We start from the raw sequence: 16,507 nt of genomic DNA, 5'->3' as shown, positions 1-16,507 counted from the left end.
TCAGCGCCTCCCCAGATAGACATCGCGGACCATTTCGTCGGTCTCGATGTCATGGAAAGGACCGCTGCGCAGGCGGCGTCCCTGATGCAGCACCAGCGTCTCGCAGTTCAGCGCCCGTACGAAGCGGATATCGTGTTCGACGGCGACGATCGAGAACTCGCCCTTTAGGCGTAGCAGCATATCGGCCGTCGCCAGCGTCTCCTGCGGCGTCATGCCGGCGGTGGGTTCGTCGAGCAAAAGCAACCGCGGCTCGATTGCCAGCGCCATGCCGATCTCCAGCCATTGCTTCTGGCCATGCGCGAGTTCGCCGGCCGGTGTGGCGGCGCGATTGCTCAGCGCGACCAATTCCAGCAATTCGCCAACCGGGCGCACAGGCGAGGGCGCCCCCCAGCGGGCGACCTTCACATTGTCTTCCACCGAGAGGCTCGGGAAGACGGACGGGATCTGGAACTTGCGCGCGATGCCGAGCCGGGCGATGCGATGCAGCGGCAGGCCGGCTATGTCGTGGCCGAGGAAGCGCACGCTGCCGCTGGTCGGGCGCAGCGTACCGGTCAACACATTGAGGAAGGTGCTTTTGCCGGCGCCGTTCGGGCCGATGATGCAGCAGAGTTCCTTGTCGCGTACAGTGAGGTTCAGGGCCTCCAGCGCCTGCAGCCCGCCAAAGCGGATGCCGACATTTTCGGCCTGGAGCAGGATGTCGCTCATTGTGCGCGCCTCCCGCCTTTGAACAGGGCTTTCAGTCGCGCGTAGATCGACAGGATGCCGTCCGGCAGGACGAAGACGATGATGACGAAGACACAGCCGAGCAATAGCGGCCACAGGCTCGGGTTGAAACTGCTGATCGTCTGCTGCGCACGCTGGATGAAGATGGCGCCGAGCACCGGCCCCAGCAGCGTGCCGCGCCCGCCGACCGCCACCCAGACGATGACTTCCGTCGACAGAAGCAGTCCGGACAAATCCGGTGCCACCAACCCCGCCATGCAGACATAGAGCGCGCCGGCAAGGCCGGCGATCGCCGCCGACAGGACGAAGGTGACGAGCAGCCGCAACGGCGCATTGTGGCCGAGCGCTGCTGCCCGGACTTCATTGTCCTGTATGGCGGTCAGCACCGTACCCCAGCGGCCACGGCTGATCGACCACAGCGCCAGCACGGTCACCGCGACGATGGCCGAGACGAAGATGTAGCTGGGCAGGTCCTGGCTGAGATCGACGTGCAGCCCGCCGACATCGAAGGCAATCGGCGGAATGCCGATCAGCCCGCTGTCGCCGCCGGTGACCGAGCTCCAGGAGACCGCCGCCTGCTGGCAGATGACGCCCATGGCCAGCATGACGATAGTGAAATAGCTGCCACGGATGCCGCCGAAAAACAGGAAGTAGCCGATGATGGCGGAGACCAAGGCCGCACCGGCCACCGCACCGATGATGCCAAGCAGGCTGGCGAAGGAGATCGCATCGTTGAGCGTGATCAGCGCCATGATGTAGCCGCCGATGCCGAAAAACGCAGCGTGGCCGAAACACAGGATTCCAGTGCGGCCCCAGAAGAAGTCGAGGCTCGCGGCGAACAGGCCGAAGATCAGCGCGTCGCGGATCACGGTCAGCTGATACCCGCCGACAAAGAACGGATAGATGATCGCGAGCGCCACGCAGGCGGCGAAGATCAGCAGCCAGTTGCGGTCGCGGGCGATCATCGCGACGCTCCGTTGAACAGGCCGTTGGGCCGAAGCCGGACAGCGACGATGGCCGCCAGCAGCACGACCGCCTGCGCCAGCGACGGCGAGATCTGATAATTGAGGATGCTGGTCAGCCCGCCGACGAAGACGCTGCCGGCGACGAGGCCGCCGATCGAGCCGACGCCGCCGACAATGACGACGAAGAAGGCGTTGGCGAGATAGTTCACCCCCATCTGCGGCAGCACGATCGCCAGCGGCGCGACCAGTCCGCCGGCGAGCCCGGCGATGGCCGCGCCGAAGGTGAAGGCGATGGCGTAGGTGCGCCGCGTGTTGATGCCGACGCCCTCGGCCATTTCTCGGTTCTGGATGACGGTGCGGATGTCGAGACCGAAGGACGTGCGGCTGATCAGCAGGATGACGCCGAGCAAGGTCAGCATGGCGATGCCGATCAGGATCAGCCGATAGGCCGGGTAGACGGTGAAGAAGAGGTCGAGCGTGCCCTCGATAGGCGGCGTCACCGGCTTGGCGCCGAGACCGAAGATCAGTTCCAGCCCTTGCTGCAGGATCAGGCTGACGCCCCAGGTGGCAAGCACAGTTGAGACCGGCCTGGAATAGAGATGGCGGATGATGGCGAATTCGAGGATGCAGCCGATCACCGCGCCGGCGATGGGGGCAGCCGCCAGCCCTAGCCAGAACGAGCCACCCATGCTCTGGACGAAATAGACCGCGAAGGCGCCGACGGTGACGAACTCGCCATGTGCCAAATTGGTCACGTTCATCAGGCCGAAGCTGATCGCCAGCCCGAGCCCGACCAGCATCAGGATACTGATCAGCGTCAGCGCATTGAGCAGCGTGGTGATGACAAAATCCATCGCGTCAGGCCGCACTGGCGAGACGTTGGCGCAGGCCGGCGAGCAGGCCTTCGGCGGCATCGATCACCGCGGCCTGATGAAGCTGCAGGTCTTGCCCGGCCCATTCGTCGATATGGTCCGACAAAGGGTCGACCACTTCGGTACGGTGATTGGCTAGCGTCTCGATGACGGCATGGCCGCAGAACGGCACATAGCCCTCGGAGTAGCCGCCTTCATGGGTCATCATCAGGCGCCCTTGCGAGGTCTCGGCGGCCAGCGCAACCATGCGCGCGGCGAGACGCCTGAAGCATTCGCTGTTGAGCATCATGCGGCCGAGTGGATCGAAGCCGGACGCATCGAAGCCGGAGGCGACGATGACGAGGTCCGGCCTGTAGGCGCGCAGTGCCGGCGCGACAACGCGGTCGAAAGTCGCTTCATAAGCACCGGTTCCGCTGCCGGCCGGCAGCGGGATGTTGATGTTAAAGCCCTCGCCGGCATCTTTCCCGTTGTCGGCCAGCGCACCGCGCCCGGTCGGATAGAGATTGTCCTGGTGCACGGAAATGGTCAGAACCGACGGGTCGGAATAGAACACCGTCTCGGTGCCGTTGCCGTGATGCACATCCCAGTCGACTATCGCCGCGCGCCCGAGCAGGCCTTCATGCTGCAGCCGGCGGACAGCGACGCCAATGTTGGAGAACAGGCAGTTGCCCATCGCCTGGTCGGGCTCGGCATGGTGTCCCGGCGGCCGCGCCAGCGCATAGGCATTGTCGACGCGGCCCGTCAGCACGGCGCGCATCGCGGCATAGGTGGTGCCGGCCGACAGCAGCGCGATGTCAAAACTGTTGAGGCCGATCGGCGCCTGCGGCCCGGCGAAACCGGAGCCGCGTTCGCTGAGCATGCGAATATCGTCGACATGGCGTTGCGTGTGCACGCGCAACAGGTCGTCGACCGAGACCGGCTCGGGGATGATCGGCACCAGATGCCGCGACAGGCCGCTGACCTGGATGAGGTTGTTCAGCCGGCGCTTGGAGCCAGGGGATTCCAGATGCCGGCCGGGTTCCACGAAACGGCCGGGCGGCATCATGTCGGCGCTGGAGCCGGTGTCATGCCACATCAGCTGTTCGTGAAAAACGTAGCCTGTCGCCATCCGCAGCGTCCTCTGAAAACCAGGTGACGCTAGCAGGCTAACGATCAGATGGCCCGACCCGAAAGTGGGGTCGCGCCTCTTATCTATGCCCCTCCTTTCGGAGGGGTATGGGCGCCTGCAGATCCTTGCGCGGCGCGCACCGCCTGCACCCGGTTGGTCACCGCGAGCTTGCCGAAAATGTTCTTCAGATGCCATTTCACCGTGGTCTCGCTCACCGACAACGCCAAGGCGATATCGCGGTTGGACATGCCCTCGGTGAGATAGCGCAGCAGTTCGGCCTCGCGCTGGGTGAGCTGTTCCTTCTCGGCGGCTGGTGCGGTCAGTTTGCGTGTCGCGACAGGCATCGCCTGCGCGGCATCGATGATGCGCGACGCATAGGCTGACAGTGCGGGATCGGTCTTCGCCTGGGCCGCGCGCAGCCGCATCAACCCTTCGACAACAGGCCTTCCCTCGTCGACGAAAGAACGGATGAAGCCGGAGGGTTGGGCGAGACGCAACGCATTGAGGAGATTGCGGTCTGCCTCGCGTTGGTCGTGGGCAGCGCTGGCCGCTTTGGCGCGCAGGATCAGCGCCAATATATGGCGGCGCATGCGCCCGCTGTCTTTCGTGCGCTCGAGCAGCGCGTCGAAAACCCCCGCGGCAGCGGCATAGGATTTCTCGGCCGTCAGCAGGCGGCCCTCGGCAAAGAACTCGAACTCGTTGGCGGTAGTGATGACCACCGAAGCCTCGGTCCCTTCGCCCCGATGCTCGGCCAGCAGCGCACGCGCCTCGGCAATACGGTTCTGGTCGAGCAGCACACGTATGCGGTCATGCACGATCATCGATGCCAGGCGGCGATACACCGTGCCGTGTACGCGTTGATAGACGCGTTCAAGCATATCCAGTGCCGCTTCGGTGCGACCGGTCAGCTGCAGCACGCGGGCATAGGTCGGCACGCTGGCCAGGGGATAGACGATGACCGCCGCGCCCTCGATCTGCGGTCCGAGATTCTCGACCAGGGTCAGCGCTTCGCCCGACGCATTGGTCTCATAGGCAAGTTCCGCAAGCAGCGTGCCGGCCAGGGCCTCGGCATAGGAGTTTGCACCGATCCGCGCCCGAGCCTCGATGATCGCGTTGCGCAGCAGCCGCTCGGCGGCGGGCAAGCGGCCCGCCGAACGCTCGATCACGGCCATGTAGCAATTGGCAATGGTGACGCCGAGCAGGCTGCCGCTTCGCTCATGCGCCCGGCGTGCCGCATCGATCGCGGCGCGGGCACCTTCAAGGTCACCCAGCGCGTAGAGGTTGTAGCCGATGACATTGGCGGTCGCGCCCTCCATGAACCAGGCATCTGGCGCGATGACGCGCAGGGCCGCAAGGGCTGTGTCGCGCGCCTGATCGAACTGCTCCAGCGTGCTGTGAACGGCGGCGGCGAGAACCACGAGCTCGGCCTCGATCGTTGTGCCGGTCATCGTGCCCGGGTCGTTGCTGTCGGTCGGTCCGGCTTCGACCAGCTTGCGCGCATTGCTCAGCGTCTGTTGGGCAATCTCCGGCTGGCTGCTGTGCACCGCCAACCACAGCACGACCAGCTGCAGCCGAATGCGCTGGTCGATCAGCTTCCTCGGCAGCAGTGCCAGCAGCTGGCGCACGTAGAGAAGCTGGCACTGGGCGATGAGGTCGAGCGCATTGTTCTCCACGAACACCGCCGCGCGGGCCTGGTCGCCGGCGGCCAGCGCGTGCCCGATCGCCTCTGTCAGCATCTTGCGCTCGCCGAACCATTCGGCGGCCGCCAGATGCAGCGGCGCGATCATCTCCGGTTCGCGCCGTTCCATTTCGCGGCTGAGGAAATCGCGGAACAGATGATGGAAGCGGAACCAGCGCCGCTCTTCGTCGAGCGGCACCAGGAACAGGTTGCGCGTCTCGATCTCGGTGATCGCCGCTTCGGCGTCGGCCGCGCGCATCACCGCCCGGCAGGCCTCGGCGCTGAAGCGTTCGAAGATCGAGCTGTAGAGCAGGAATTTTGCGATCGCCGGCGGCAGTTCCAGGAACACTTCGCCCATCAGGAAGTCGGCGACGTTTCGGTTGGCGCCGGTAAAATTGCCGATGACGGTTTCCGGTGCATGCGCGGCACTCAGTGACAAAGAGGCCAGTTGCAGGCCGGCGGCCCATCCTTCGGTGCGCGAGCACAAGGTCTCCACCGTGCCGCTGCTGACGCTCAGGCCCAACTTGTCGTTGAAGAAAGCTTCGGCCTCGGACGAGGCGAAACGCAAATCGTCGGGGCCGATTTCGAAAACGTCGCCAAGCACCCGGAGCTTGCCGAGCTGCAGGTCGGGCAGGCTGCGTGAGCCGATGACGAAAGCAACATTTTCCGGCGCCTGCCGGGTCAGGCGCTCCATGAACCGCTTCACCGCCGGCGCCTCGACGGCGTGGTAATCGTCGAAGAACAGGGTGATGTCGGCCTCGCGCGCCGCCAGACCCGCCACAAGTGCCGCGAGCACGACATCGAGCTGCGGGATGGGGCTCGACTGGAAGGCAAGGTCGAGTTCCGCCGGGCTCTGGACCAGATGGCGCAGCGCGCCCACCAGATGCGATAGGAAGGCGCCCTCATCATTGTCCGTCGCCTCGCAGGACAGCCATGCCGTCAGCCTGCCGTGGCGTGCGATTTCCGCAGCCCATTGCGCCATCGTCGTCGATTTGCCGAAGCCGGCGGGCGCGGCGAACAGCACGATGCGGGTGTCGATATGACGCTCCAGCGTCGACAGAATGGTCTCGCGGCGCACCCATCGGCGATGGTGCGGCGACGCTTGGCTGACGGATTGCGGAGCTGTTCTCATCTAGGTCCGCACAGCCTGTAGCTCTCTGGGGGAGAGTCGCCGCAGCCGCTCCACTCCGCTTCGATCAGCGGAATTTGCGGTGCGGCATCGCGCGGCAAGGTTCCCTTGATACGGGGATCGTCGACGATCTCAAATCCGGTAGCGAAGGGCACGAACCCGCAGGCGCTGTAGAATCCGATGACGCTGTGATGATCGAAGCTGCTTGTATGCAGCCAGATGCGGCTCGGGTTGAGACGCCATGCGAGCTCCAGTGCCCCGGCCATCAGCCGTTTGCCGAAACCGCGGCCGGTCAGGGACGGGAACAGGCCGAAATAGGTGATCTCGATCTCGTTACTGTCGGCGACGAAGAACTCGACCATGCCGAGATGCGCGCCGGTTTCGCCGTGGCCGTAGTAGAGATGCTGGCGCGGGTCGGCGAAATGCTCGGTGATTTCGGCATCGGACATTTCGGAAACGCGGTCCCACAGCCAGGGTGCGCCGATCTCGAGAAAGATCGCCCGGTAGGAAACGCAATCGGGCGTCGTGATCCGTGTCATGCCCAAGGGGCGCGCGAGATCCGGCTGCGGCGTGCGCGCTTCCATCCAGGTCACCGCATTGGCAAGCTTGCCAGCCGGCAGGCGATGGTAGCCAATGGCGAGATCGGTGATTTCGGCGGGCATCGTGTCTTCTGTGATCAACGCATTCCCTCGTCATGTCTTCCAGAGATAGCAGTATCGGCTTGCTGCATCCGATGCCAACTCTCCAAGACCATGGCAGCATCGAACGGCAAGTCCTGGACTGAAAGTTTGGCGCGCATGCCTCTTGCATTTCACAGGAATGGCATATGAGATATGATACACCATCCAGATGAAAGTAAAATATGATGCCTGAGCGGATTGCGGATGAGGCCATTCTGAGGGCAGTCGATGATGGCTTCGCCCGACAGGTCGCGTTTCTGCAAGACCTCGTGCGCTTTCCCTCCCAACGTGGCGAGGAACACCCCGCGCAGTCGTTTATGGCCGCCGCCTACGAGGCGGATGGCTACGCGGTCGACATGTGGCGCGTCGATGTCGACGTGATTCGCAACCTGCCGGGTTTTTCACCCGTGGCGGTCTCTTACGACGATGCCTTCAACGTCGTTGCTACCCACACGCCGCGAAACGCGACCGGCCGCTCGCTGATCCTCAACGGCCATATCGATGTCGTTCCGACCGGACCGCTCGACCGCTGGGTGCGCGATCCCTACGATCCGGCGATCGAGGATGGCTGGATGCATGGCCGCGGCGCCGGCGACATGAAGGCCGGCCTGTCCGCCTGCCTCTATGCGCTGAGCGCCTTGCGTAGCCTTGGCTATCAGCCGGCCGCGAACGTGTATCTCCAGTCGGTGGTCGAGGAGGAATGCACCGGCAATGGCGCGCTTGCATGCCTGCAGCGCGGCTATCGCGCCGACGCCGCCTTCATTCCCGAACCGCTGGAGCCGCGGCTGATGCGGGCGCAGGTCGGGCCGATCTGGTTCAGGGTCGAGGTCGACGGCGATCCGCAGCATGCGTCGGGTGCATTTTCGGCCGGCGCCAATGCCATCGAAAAGGCCTTCGTCATCATTCAGGCGCTGAAGCAGCTCGAAATCGTCTGGAACGCGCGCAAGGTCGATGACAGGCATTTCCATGATCACCCGCATCCGATCCGCTTCAACCTCGGCAAGATCGAAGGCGGCGAGTGGACATCGAGCGTTCCGGCGCGCTGTGTCTTCGAGATGCGCGTCGCCACCTATCCCGGCCAGAGGCTCGAAGACGCCAGGGCCGAGCTCGAGGCCTGCATTGCCGATGCGGCGCGCGCCGATCCGTTCCTGGCCAACCGACCACCCAAGATGACCTACAATGGCTTCATGGCCGAGGGCTATGTGCTGGAGGGCGCCGACGAGATGGAAGCGGTGCTGCGCCGCAGCCATACCGCCGTGTGGGGCGAGCCGCTGACGGAACACGTCACCTCGGCGACCACCGATGCACGTTTCTTCGGCCTCTATGCCGACACGCCGGCGATCGTCTACGGCCCGATCTGCCGCATGCCGCATGGCTATGACGAGGCCGTCGATCTCGACTCGGTGCGCAAGGTCACCCAGACGATCGCGCTGTTCATCGCCGACTGGTGTGGCCTCGAACCTATCGAGGCTAAGCCATGAATGCGGCGGTGCCCGATGCGTTCGGCGAAACACTCGCCGAGGACGCACCGGATGTCTCCACGGCCGACGCGCTCGCCATCCTGCGCCGGCACTACGGGCTGACCGGCACCGCGCGTCCGCTGCCTGGCGAACGCGACCACAATTTCCATGTTCAGACCGACGGCGAGGGCGAGTTCGTCCTGAAGATCTCCCATCCGGCGGAAGAAGCTGGCTTCACCGATTTCCAGAACAAGGCGCTCGACCACATCCTTGCGGTCGACCCCACCTTGCCGGTTCCCTCGGTGCGCAAAAGCCTCGAGGATGAGGCGCAGTTCGCGGTTAGAGTCGCTGGATCGGCGCCGCGCATCATCCGGCTGGTGACCTATCTGCCCGGTCAGTTGCTGTCGCGCTCGCCGACTTCCGAGGCGCAGGATCGCAATCTCGGCATCTTCCTCGCCCGCCTTGGCAGGGCGCTGCGCGGCTTCTTCCACCCGGCCGCCGGCAGCGACCTGCTCTGGGACATCCGCAAGGTCGCCAAGACACGGCCGATGATGGCGCACATCACTGATCCGACTCGGAGGGCGATGGTCGAGCGCGCGATCGACTCCTTCGAGCAGCATGCAGCGCCGGTTATTCCCACCTTGCGCGCGCAGATCGTCCACAACGACATGAATTCCTACAATGTGGTGATGGATGCTTCGCGGCCGGAGGTCGTCAGCGGCATTCTCGATTTCGGCGACATGATCCATTCGCCGCTGATCTGCGACCTCGCCATCGGCGCCGTCTACCGCTGGCCGGCGGAAGGCCATCCGCTGGCACCGGCGGCGCGCTTTGTCGCAGGTTATCAGTCGCTCCAACCACTGGAGGAGGAAGAGATTGGCATTCTCTTCGATCTGATCCGTGCCCGACTTGCGCTCATCGTCAACATCGCCAGCTGGCAGGCCCAGCGTTTCCCGGCCAAGCGCGACTACGTGCTGCGCCTCGCCACCGAAGTCTGGGCTTCACTCGAACGGTTGAACGGCCTGTCGTCCACCGATGCCCGCCGCTATTTTCTCGACCATTCCAATCCGGAGTAGATGCTCGTGTCCCAGTCCTCGCCATACCCCGCAAATGCCGACGCGGCTGCATCGGAGCGCGCGCTGCTCGAACGCCGCGCCACGCTGCTCGGGCCGACCTACCGCACCTTCTACCGCAACCCTATTCATCTGGTGCGCGGCAGCGGTGTGTGGCTCTACGATGCCCAGGGCCGCAAGTTCCTCGACGCCTACAACAACGTCGCCTCGGTCGGCCACTGCCATCCGCGCGTCGTCGAGGTGCTTTCGAGGCAGGCCGCAACGCTCAACACCCACACACGCTATCTCAGCGAGATCATCCTCGATTACGCGGAAAAGCTTCTCGGCACCGTTCCGGTCCATCTCGGCCACGCCATGTTCACCTGCACCGGCAGCGAGGCGAACGACCTTGCCATCCGCATTGCCCAGCATTCCAGCGGCGGCACCGGGGTGATCATCACCGATTTCGCCTATCACGGCGCCACCATAGCGACGGCGCAACTGTCGCCGGCGGCGGTCGGGGCAAAGGGGGTGCCAGCGCACCACCGCACGGTGGCAGCGCCGGACACGTTCCGCGACCATGGCCGGGCCGCGCATGATTTCGCCGGAAATGTCGCCGCTGCCATAGAGGACATGCGAGCAAAAGGCATCAAGCCGGCGGCGCTGCTTCTCGACTCGGCCTTTTCCAGCGACGGCATTTTCTTTCCCGATGCGAAGGTGATGCGCGAGGCAGCCGATCACGTCAAAAAGGCCGGCGGCATCGTCATCGCCGATGAGGTCCAGTCCGGCTTCGGCCGGCTTGGCCAGGGCATGTGGGGCTTCGCAAACTATGGCATCGAGCCTGACATCGTCTCGATGGGCAAGCCGATCGGCGATGGGCACCCGATGGGCGCCGTGCTCGTGCGGCCGCAGCTTGTCGCCTCCTTCGGTTCGAACACCGGCTACTTCAACACCTTCGGCGGCAACCCGGTCGCGGCCGCTGTCGGCCTCGCCGTTCTCGATGTCATCGAAGGCGAGGGGCTGATCGAGAATGCGCGCAATGTCGGCGCCTATACGAGTGAACTGCTGCGCGCCCTGCAGGGCCGGCACGGCGCGGTCGCTGATGTCAGGCACAACGGCCTCTATTTCGGCGTCGAGCTGACGGCGGACGGCGATGAGGCTCTGGCCGCCACCAAGACATCGGCGGTCGTCGAAGCCATGCGCGAGGACGGCGTGCTGATCTCGTCCTGCGGTCCGCGCGGCAATGTGCTGAAGATCAGGCCGCCACTGCCCTTTGCCAGGGACAATGCCGAGCAACTGGCCGAGACGCTCGATCGCGCTCTGTCGAACTGGTGATCGGAGCGGCCCGCGTATGCTGAAGCTTGAACATCAAACCCTGAATGACCGCGCCTATGGCGCGCTCAAGCAGGAGCTGATTTCCGGTGGCTTCAGCCCGGGCCAGGCGCTGGTCATACGCAAGCTCGCCGAGACGTTCGGCATCTCGACGACACCGATCCGCGAGGCGCTGCAGAGGCTTGTCGCCGAGCGGCTGCTCGAGATGCAGAACAACCGCTCGGTCATCGTGCCGTTGCTGTCCGCGCCTGCCTTCGAGGAGCTGACGCGCATCCGCATCGCCGTCGAGGGACTGGCGGGCGAGATGGCGGCGACCAGGATGAGCAAAAGCGGGCTGGCTGACATCCAGGCGACGCTCGCCGGCATGCAGCGTGCCATCGAGGCCGGCGACGCCAGGGCCTATCTCTCATTGAACGAGGCGTTCCACTTCGCCATCTACCAGCATGCCGGCGCGCCGATCCTTTTGAACATGATCCGCGACCTCTGGGGGCGGGTCGGGCCTTATCTCAAGCTGCTGATGCAGGCCGATCGCTACATCCCGCAGTCCAACGACGCGCATCGCAAGATCGTCGCCGCACTGGAGCAGCGCAGCGGTCCCACTGTGCGGATTTTCATAGAAGAGGACATCGCCGTGGCGGCCGCTGTGCTGTCTGCAAACCTTGACACTGCCAGGGAGCCGTCGGCCTAGCTCGTCCCGTCCAGCCGGTCGCGCAGCATGCTCCAGCCGAGCAGCATGTTGGGCGCGTGCCGCAGCACGGCGTGGAACGGTATTGGCGCCGGCGGCGCGAAGGGCAGCGGCAGGTCGCGGGCGTCGGTGCCGGCGGCCCAGTCGGCCAGAACCTTGCCCATCGCCGTCGTCATGGCGATGCCGCGCCCGTTGCAGGCGCGACCGGCGATCAGTCCCGGACCGAGGTCGATCAGGTGCGGCAGGAAATCCGGTTCGACCGCGGCCATTCCCGACCAGCTATAGGCGAGTGGCGGCAGGTCGGGCAGGTCGAGATGCCGGCCAAGCCTTCGCCAGATCGTCTGGGGTACGCGCGTGTCGGCACCGGTGCCAAGGATATGCATGCCGCCGCTGATCAGCCGGTTTTCGGCGTCGAAGCGGAAAGTGAACAGATTGCGCCTGGTGTCGCCGACACCTTGCCCACCGGGAAGCAACCGGCTGCGCACTTCACGAGGCAGCGGCGCTGTTGCGATCTGGAAAACCTTGAGCGGGAAATAGGTTCGCTGCAATGACGGATTGAGGGACCGGCCATAGGCGTTGGTGGCGATCAGCACCTTGCCCGCGCGTACTGAGCCAGATGGCGTTTTCAGCATCCAACCATCGGCTGTCCGATCAACCGAGGTGACGCGCGTCTGCTCGAAGATCTTCGCGCCGGCCTTCTCCGCCGCATCCGCGAGCCCGCGCGCATAGGCGACCGGATTGAGCACGCCGCCGGAACGATCCATCCAGCCGCCGACATAGCCTGGCACGCCGGTCAGTGTTTCGATTTCCTGCCGATCCAATGTGGCTGCCGGCCGGCCACGCTGCGCCCATTGCCCGGCACGTGATTTGACCTTCTCGAGGGCGGCAGGCGAATGCGCCGGCTGGATCCATCCGTTCTGCACGGCGTCGCAGTCGATGCCGTGCTGCCGGATCAGGCGGAAAACCAGGTCGGCGCTGCCGGCGGCGAAATCGATCAGCCTTTCGCCGCGCGACGGTCCGAGATGGGCCAGTATATCGACCGGGTCCATCTTGGCGAAGTTCGGCACGACGAAGCCAGCATTCCTGCCGGTTGCGCCCCAGGCGATGAATTCGGCTTCGAGAACGGCGACGGAAAGGCCTTTGCCGGCGGCGTGCAGCGCGGTTGAAAGGCCCGAAAAGCCGCCGCCGACAATGGCCAGGTCGACATCGAGCTTACCCTGCAGCGCCGGCCGTTCGCGGCGGTCGCGGCTGACGGCAAGCCAGAGTGAAGCGCCATGCGCTTCCTGCCGAACCGCGGCATTCATGACGGGGAAACGCTTTTGGCCGTAGTCACCTTCGTCCGCTTGCCGAGCCAAGGCCGCCGTGGCCTGTCGCCGAACAGCCCGTTCGGCCGGACCAGCAGGATAACGCAGAGCATGACGCCGATGGCGGCGATCTGCAGCGCGGCGGCACGAGCCTGCTGTTCCGGCGGGAAGAGGATGCTGGTCAGCGTGCCCGACCCAGCCCATATCGCCCAGACCAGGATGCTGCCGACGACGGCGCCGAGATTGCTGCCCGAGCCGCCGACGATCAGCATCACCCAGACCTGGAAAGTCAGGATCGGCAAATAATTGTCCGGCGCGATGAAGCCGGTGAAATGCGCCTGCAGTGCACCGGCCAGCGCCATGATGGCGCCGCCCACGGCAAAGGCCTGGACTCGGTAGAAACGCGCGCTCTTGCCAAGCGAGATCGCCGCCCGCTCATCCTCGCGTAGCGCCTTCAGCACGCGGCCCCACGGGCTGCGCGACAGATGTTCCAGAGCGAAATAGGCGACCAGAGTCACCGCCGCGACCACGGCAAGGTTCGACAGGTTGAACAGCAGCGGCGTCTCGGCAAGGCTGCCGAAGGGGCGCGGGATGAAGCCGATGCCGAACGGGCCGCCGGTCAGTTTCTGCGCGTTGAGCGCGACCAGTTGCACGACGACGGCGACGCCGAAGGTGGTGATCGCCAGATAGTCGGACCTGAGCCGCAGCGTCGCCATGCCAGTTAACGCCGCGGCAATGCCGCCGACGACCATGGCGCCCGCCCAGCCGACAACGATCGGCAGGCCAAGGCCACCCAGCCGCGCGGCGTCGTCGGGAGTGGTCAGCAATGCCGAGGTGTAGGCGCCGATGGCGACGAAGCCGGCAAGGCCGACATTGAACAGGCCGGTCAGGCCCCACTGCAAATTGAGCCCCAGCGTGACCAGCGAAAAGATCAGCGCGGTGGTCAGGAAGAAGGCGCCGTAGCCGATCAGATCCATCAGCGTTCCCTCACACCAAACAGGCCGATCGGCCGCACGAACAGCACCGCCATCAGGATGATGAAGGAGACGGCGGCGCGCCATTCGGCGCCGATCAGCTGCACGGCACCGGCCTCGGCGAGCCCGATGATCAGGCCGCCGAGCACGGCGCCGGGGATGCTGCCGATGCCGCCGAGAATGGCGGCGGCAAACATCGGCAGCAGCATGTCGAAGCCCATGAACGGGCGGATCTGCACCAGGATGCCGATCATCACGCCGGCCACGCAGGCCAGCGCCCCGCCGATGACCCAGGTGACGCGCACCACGCTGGCGACGTCGATGCCGACGATGCGGGCCAGTGCCGCGTTCTGGCTCAGGGCCTGCATCGAGCGGCCGGTCTGCGTGCGCGTCATCAACAGATGCACGGCGAGCACCAGCACCGCGGTCAGCAGCAAAAGCGCGATCTGGTCTGATGTGATGCGGATGCCGAAGCCGACCGGCATGGCGATCTGGATCGCCCGGCTGAAATAGGTCGGCCGCGAGGTGAAGGTGAATTCGAGCAGGCTTCTCAGCGCCATCGAGGCACCGAAGCTCGCCATCACCACGATGATCGCCTGGCCTTGCGAGCGCAGCCGCGAAAACAGCACCTTGTCGAGCAGCAGCGCCAGCAAAGCGGTGAACGCCATGCCGACGACCAGCGCGACAATCAGCGGCCAGCCGAAGGACAGCGGTGCGATCGGTGCCACCTTGCCGACTGTCGCGCCGATGGCGCTGACGACGGCCAGCGTCGCATAGGTGCCCCAGGCCATGAAGTCGCCATGGGCAAAGTTCGAGAAGCGCAGGATCGAATAGGTAAGCGTCACGCCGATGGCGCCCAAGCCGATCATCGAACCCGTCAGCAATCCGTCGACGACAAATTGCAGGCTCATGCCCCACCTCCTGTGCCGGACTTGCGGGGGCGCTGGCCGAGATAGAGTTCGGCGACCACCGGATCGTTCCACAGCTCGGAAGCAATGCCCTCGTGCCGGTCTTTGCCTTCGACCAGCACATAGGCGCGGTCGCCGATGGCGAGCGCTGCCTTGGCATTCTGTTCGACGAGCAGGACAGTGACGCCGGACTTGCGGATGCCGGCCAGCATCTCGAACACCATCGAGACGAATTTCGGCGACAGGCCGGCCGACGGCTCGTCTAGCACCAGCACCTTGGGGTGGACGATCAGCGCCCGCGCAACGGCGAGCATCTGCCGTTGTCCGCCCGAGAGGTTGCCGGCGGCGGTGCGGCGCTGGCGGACGAGATCGGGGAAGGCGGCATACATCTCCTCGATGCGCGCAGGAATTTCGCGCCGCTCAAGGATGCCGCAAGCAACTCTGAGATTGTCCTCGACCGACATCAGTGGGAAGATGTTTTCGGTCTGCGGCACGAAGGCCAGCCCGAGCCGCACCATGGTGTGGGCCGGCGCGGCAGTGATGTCCTTGCCGTCCAGAAACACTGTGCCGCCGGTGATCGGGACGAGGCCGGCGATGGCCTTGATGAAGCTAGACTTGCCGGCGCCGTTGGGGCCGAGCACCACGACGATCTCGCCCTTGGCGACGGTGATCGAGGCGCCGCGCACGATCGGCACGCCGGGCTCGTAGCCGGCTTCGAGGTCGCGGACATCGAGAACGATCTCGCTCATGCCGCGCCTCCGAGATAGGCCTCGATGACGCGCGGGTCGCGAGCGACCTCTTCGGCCGTGCCTTCGCTGAGCAACTGGCCGCTCGCCATGACGAGGACGCGATGGCAGAGCCGCGTCACCATGTCGATATTATGCTCGATCAGCAGGAAGGTGATACCGCGCGCATTGATGTCGCGGATGCGGTCGATGATGACTTCGAGCAGCGTCGCGTTGACGCCGGCCGCCGGTTCGTCGAGCAAGATGATCGCCGGATCGGCCATCATCACGCGGGCGAGTTCGAGCAGCTTGCGCTGGCCGCCGGAAAGCACGCGCGCCGGCTCATGCGCGAGATGGGCGAGGGCGACCAGTTCCAGCAGTTCAAGCGCCTTTGTCCTGGCGGCCCTTTCCTGCGCGGCGACGCGCCATGGCGTGACGAAATTGGCAAGCAGCTTTTCGCCGGCCTGACCCTGTGCCGCCAGCATGATGTTTTCGATCAGCGTCAGGTTGGGCAGCGGGCGCGGTATCTGAAACGTGCGGCCGAGACCGCGTCCGATGCGCAGATGTGCTGCTTCGCCCGAGACGCGCGCGCCGTTGAGAAGGATTTCGCCGCTGGTCGGCAATATGCTGCCGGCAAGCAGGTCGAACATCGTCGTCTTGCCGGCGCCGTTGGGGCCGATGAGGCCGAGGATTTCGCCCGCTTTGACGTTAAACGAGACGTCGTTGACCGCGACAAGGCCGCCGAACCGCCTGACGACATTCCTTGCCGTCAGAACCGGCGCGCGGGTTTCCCCTTGCCGTTTGGTTGCCTCGCTCATCAAACCCTCTGGCCGAAGACGATCGCTGCCGCCTCCTGATTATGATTTGTGATCACACTTGCGTTGATCACGCTATTCGGCTTTAATTTCCTCC

General features: G+C 65.0%; 15 protein-coding genes. 4 read left to right on the top strand and 11 right to left on the bottom strand.

From position 1 onward, the window contains the following. The 6 genes from MESCI_RS26280 to MESCI_RS26255 form a co-directional block, all read right to left on the bottom strand. The gene (locus MESCI_RS26280) at window positions 1-705 is read right to left on the bottom strand and encodes an ATP-binding cassette domain-containing protein (protein WP_013532995.1); all 705 of its coding nucleotides are present in this window, start codon (window positions 703-705) and stop codon (window positions 1-3) included. Then, the gene (locus tag MESCI_RS26275; RefSeq protein ID WP_013532994.1) at window positions 702-1,688 is read right to left on the bottom strand and encodes a branched-chain amino acid ABC transporter permease; all 987 of its coding nucleotides are present in this window, start codon (window positions 1,686-1,688) and stop codon (window positions 702-704) included. The genes MESCI_RS26280 and MESCI_RS26275 overlap by 4 nt, the downstream gene beginning before the upstream one ends. Next, complete coding sequence (gene urtB, locus MESCI_RS26270; protein WP_013532993.1) at window positions 1,685-2,542, bottom strand: urea ABC transporter permease subunit UrtB; 858 nt, start codon at window positions 2,540-2,542, stop codon at window positions 1,685-1,687. Before urtB ends, MESCI_RS26275 begins: the two co-directional genes overlap by 4 nt. Before the next feature lie 4 nt (window positions 2,543-2,546). Then, window positions 2,547-3,668, bottom strand: coding sequence for a class II histone deacetylase (locus MESCI_RS26265; RefSeq protein WP_013532992.1), 1,122 nt, complete (start codon window positions 3,666-3,668; stop codon window positions 2,547-2,549). A gap of 83 nt (window positions 3,669-3,751) precedes the next feature. Continuing rightward, window positions 3,752-6,478: a winged helix-turn-helix domain-containing protein gene (locus MESCI_RS26260; protein WP_013532991.1), complete on the bottom strand. Its 2,727-nt coding sequence runs from the start codon at window positions 6,476-6,478 to the stop codon at window positions 3,752-3,754. Further along, complete coding sequence (locus MESCI_RS26255; RefSeq protein ID WP_164919965.1) at window positions 6,475-7,137, bottom strand: GNAT family N-acetyltransferase; 663 nt, start codon at window positions 7,135-7,137, stop codon at window positions 6,475-6,477. The genes MESCI_RS26260 and MESCI_RS26255 overlap by 4 nt, the downstream gene beginning before the upstream one ends. 203 nt (window positions 7,138-7,340) lie before the next feature. Here MESCI_RS26255 and MESCI_RS26250 point away from each other — a divergent pair, with 203 nt between their 5' ends. The 4 genes from MESCI_RS26250 to MESCI_RS26235 are packed head-to-tail and all read left to right on the top strand — an operon-like array spanning window position 7,341 to window position 11,687. Further along, window positions 7,341-8,636, top strand: a complete 1,296-nt coding sequence (locus MESCI_RS26250; RefSeq protein WP_164920073.1) for an ArgE/DapE family deacylase — start codon at window positions 7,341-7,343, stop codon at window positions 8,634-8,636. Beyond that, window positions 8,633-9,691, top strand: coding sequence for a phosphotransferase (locus MESCI_RS26245; protein WP_013532988.1), 1,059 nt, complete (start codon window positions 8,633-8,635; stop codon window positions 9,689-9,691). Before MESCI_RS26250 ends, MESCI_RS26245 begins: the two co-directional genes overlap by 4 nt. Continuing rightward, complete coding sequence (locus MESCI_RS26240) at window positions 9,692-11,002, top strand: aspartate aminotransferase family protein (protein ID WP_164919964.1); 1,311 nt, start codon at window positions 9,692-9,694, stop codon at window positions 11,000-11,002. A 16-nt stretch (window positions 11,003-11,018) separates the two neighbouring features. Continuing rightward, a complete protein-coding gene (locus MESCI_RS26235) occupies window positions 11,019-11,687 on the top strand; it encodes a GntR family transcriptional regulator (protein ID WP_013532986.1) in 669 nt (222 codons plus the stop codon). Here MESCI_RS26235 and MESCI_RS26230 read toward each other — a convergent pair. Genes MESCI_RS26230 through MESCI_RS26210 form a run of 5 tightly spaced genes read right to left on the bottom strand, consistent with a single transcriptional unit; the run spans window position 11,684 to window position 16,413 of the window. After that, window positions 11,684-12,988 (bottom strand): NAD(P)/FAD-dependent oxidoreductase, encoded by a 1,305-nt coding sequence (locus MESCI_RS26230; protein ID WP_013532985.1) that lies wholly within the window; start codon window positions 12,986-12,988, stop codon window positions 11,684-11,686. The genes MESCI_RS26235 and MESCI_RS26230 overlap by 4 nt on opposite strands. Continuing rightward, the gene (locus tag MESCI_RS26225; protein ID WP_164920072.1) at window positions 12,985-13,968 is read right to left on the bottom strand and encodes a branched-chain amino acid ABC transporter permease; all 984 of its coding nucleotides are present in this window, start codon (window positions 13,966-13,968) and stop codon (window positions 12,985-12,987) included. Before MESCI_RS26225 ends, MESCI_RS26230 begins: the two co-directional genes overlap by 4 nt. Beyond that, complete coding sequence (locus MESCI_RS26220; RefSeq protein ID WP_013532983.1) at window positions 13,965-14,873, bottom strand: branched-chain amino acid ABC transporter permease; 909 nt, start codon at window positions 14,871-14,873, stop codon at window positions 13,965-13,967. Before MESCI_RS26220 ends, MESCI_RS26225 begins: the two co-directional genes overlap by 4 nt. Further along, on the bottom strand, window positions 14,870-15,619 hold the full coding sequence (locus MESCI_RS26215) for a branched-chain amino acid ABC transporter ATP-binding protein (protein ID WP_013532982.1): 750 nt from the start codon (window positions 15,617-15,619) through the stop codon (window positions 14,870-14,872). The genes MESCI_RS26220 and MESCI_RS26215 overlap by 4 nt, the downstream gene beginning before the upstream one ends. After that, a complete protein-coding gene (locus MESCI_RS26210; protein WP_013532981.1) occupies window positions 15,616-16,413 on the bottom strand; it encodes an ABC transporter ATP-binding protein in 798 nt (265 codons plus the stop codon). The genes MESCI_RS26215 and MESCI_RS26210 overlap by 4 nt, the downstream gene beginning before the upstream one ends. Between the last annotated feature and the right edge of the window lie 94 nt (window positions 16,414-16,507).

The sequence above is a fragment of the Mesorhizobium ciceri biovar biserrulae WSM1271 genome (genome assembly GCF_000185905.1).
GTDB classification, from domain to species: Bacteria; Pseudomonadota; Alphaproteobacteria; order Rhizobiales; family Rhizobiaceae; genus Mesorhizobium; species Mesorhizobium ciceri.
This window is presented reverse-complemented; position numbering and strand designations above follow the sequence as displayed.

Excerpts from the sequence above, each read along its gene's own strand:
- MESCI_RS26210 (WP_013532981.1), bottom strand. The coding sequence starts at position 16,413 with ATGAGCGAGGCAACCAAACGGCAAGGGGAAACCCGCGCGCCGGTTCTG.
- MESCI_RS26220 (WP_013532983.1), bottom strand. The coding sequence starts at position 14,873 with ATGAGCCTGCAATTTGTCGTCGACGGATTGCTGACGGGTTCGATGATC.
- urtB (WP_013532993.1), bottom strand. The coding sequence starts at position 2,542 with ATGGATTTTGTCATCACCACGCTGCTCAATGCGCTGACGCTGATCAGT.
- MESCI_RS26265 (WP_013532992.1), bottom strand. The coding sequence starts at position 3,668 with ATGGCGACAGGCTACGTTTTTCACGAACAGCTGATGTGGCATGACACC.
- MESCI_RS26250 (WP_164920073.1), top strand. The coding sequence starts at position 7,341 with ATGCCTGAGCGGATTGCGGATGAGGCCATTCTGAGGGCAGTCGATGAT.
- MESCI_RS26255 (WP_164919965.1), bottom strand. The coding sequence starts at position 7,137 with ATGCCCGCCGAAATCACCGATCTCGCCATTGGCTACCATCGCCTGCCG.
- MESCI_RS26275 (WP_013532994.1), bottom strand. The coding sequence starts at position 1,688 with ATGATCGCCCGCGACCGCAACTGGCTGCTGATCTTCGCCGCCTGCGTG.
- MESCI_RS26245 (WP_013532988.1), top strand. The coding sequence starts at position 8,633 with ATGAATGCGGCGGTGCCCGATGCGTTCGGCGAAACACTCGCCGAGGAC.
- MESCI_RS26260 (WP_013532991.1), bottom strand. The coding sequence starts at position 6,478 with ATGAGAACAGCTCCGCAATCCGTCAGCCAAGCGTCGCCGCACCATCGC.
- MESCI_RS26240 (WP_164919964.1), top strand. The coding sequence starts at position 9,692 with ATGCTCGTGTCCCAGTCCTCGCCATACCCCGCAAATGCCGACGCGGCT.
- MESCI_RS26235 (WP_013532986.1), top strand. The coding sequence starts at position 11,019 with ATGCTGAAGCTTGAACATCAAACCCTGAATGACCGCGCCTATGGCGCG.
- MESCI_RS26230 (WP_013532985.1), bottom strand. The coding sequence starts at position 12,988 with ATGAATGCCGCGGTTCGGCAGGAAGCGCATGGCGCTTCACTCTGGCTT.
- MESCI_RS26215 (WP_013532982.1), bottom strand. The coding sequence starts at position 15,619 with ATGAGCGAGATCGTTCTCGATGTCCGCGACCTCGAAGCCGGCTACGAG.
- MESCI_RS26280 (WP_013532995.1), bottom strand. The coding sequence starts at position 705 with ATGAGCGACATCCTGCTCCAGGCCGAAAATGTCGGCATCCGCTTTGGC.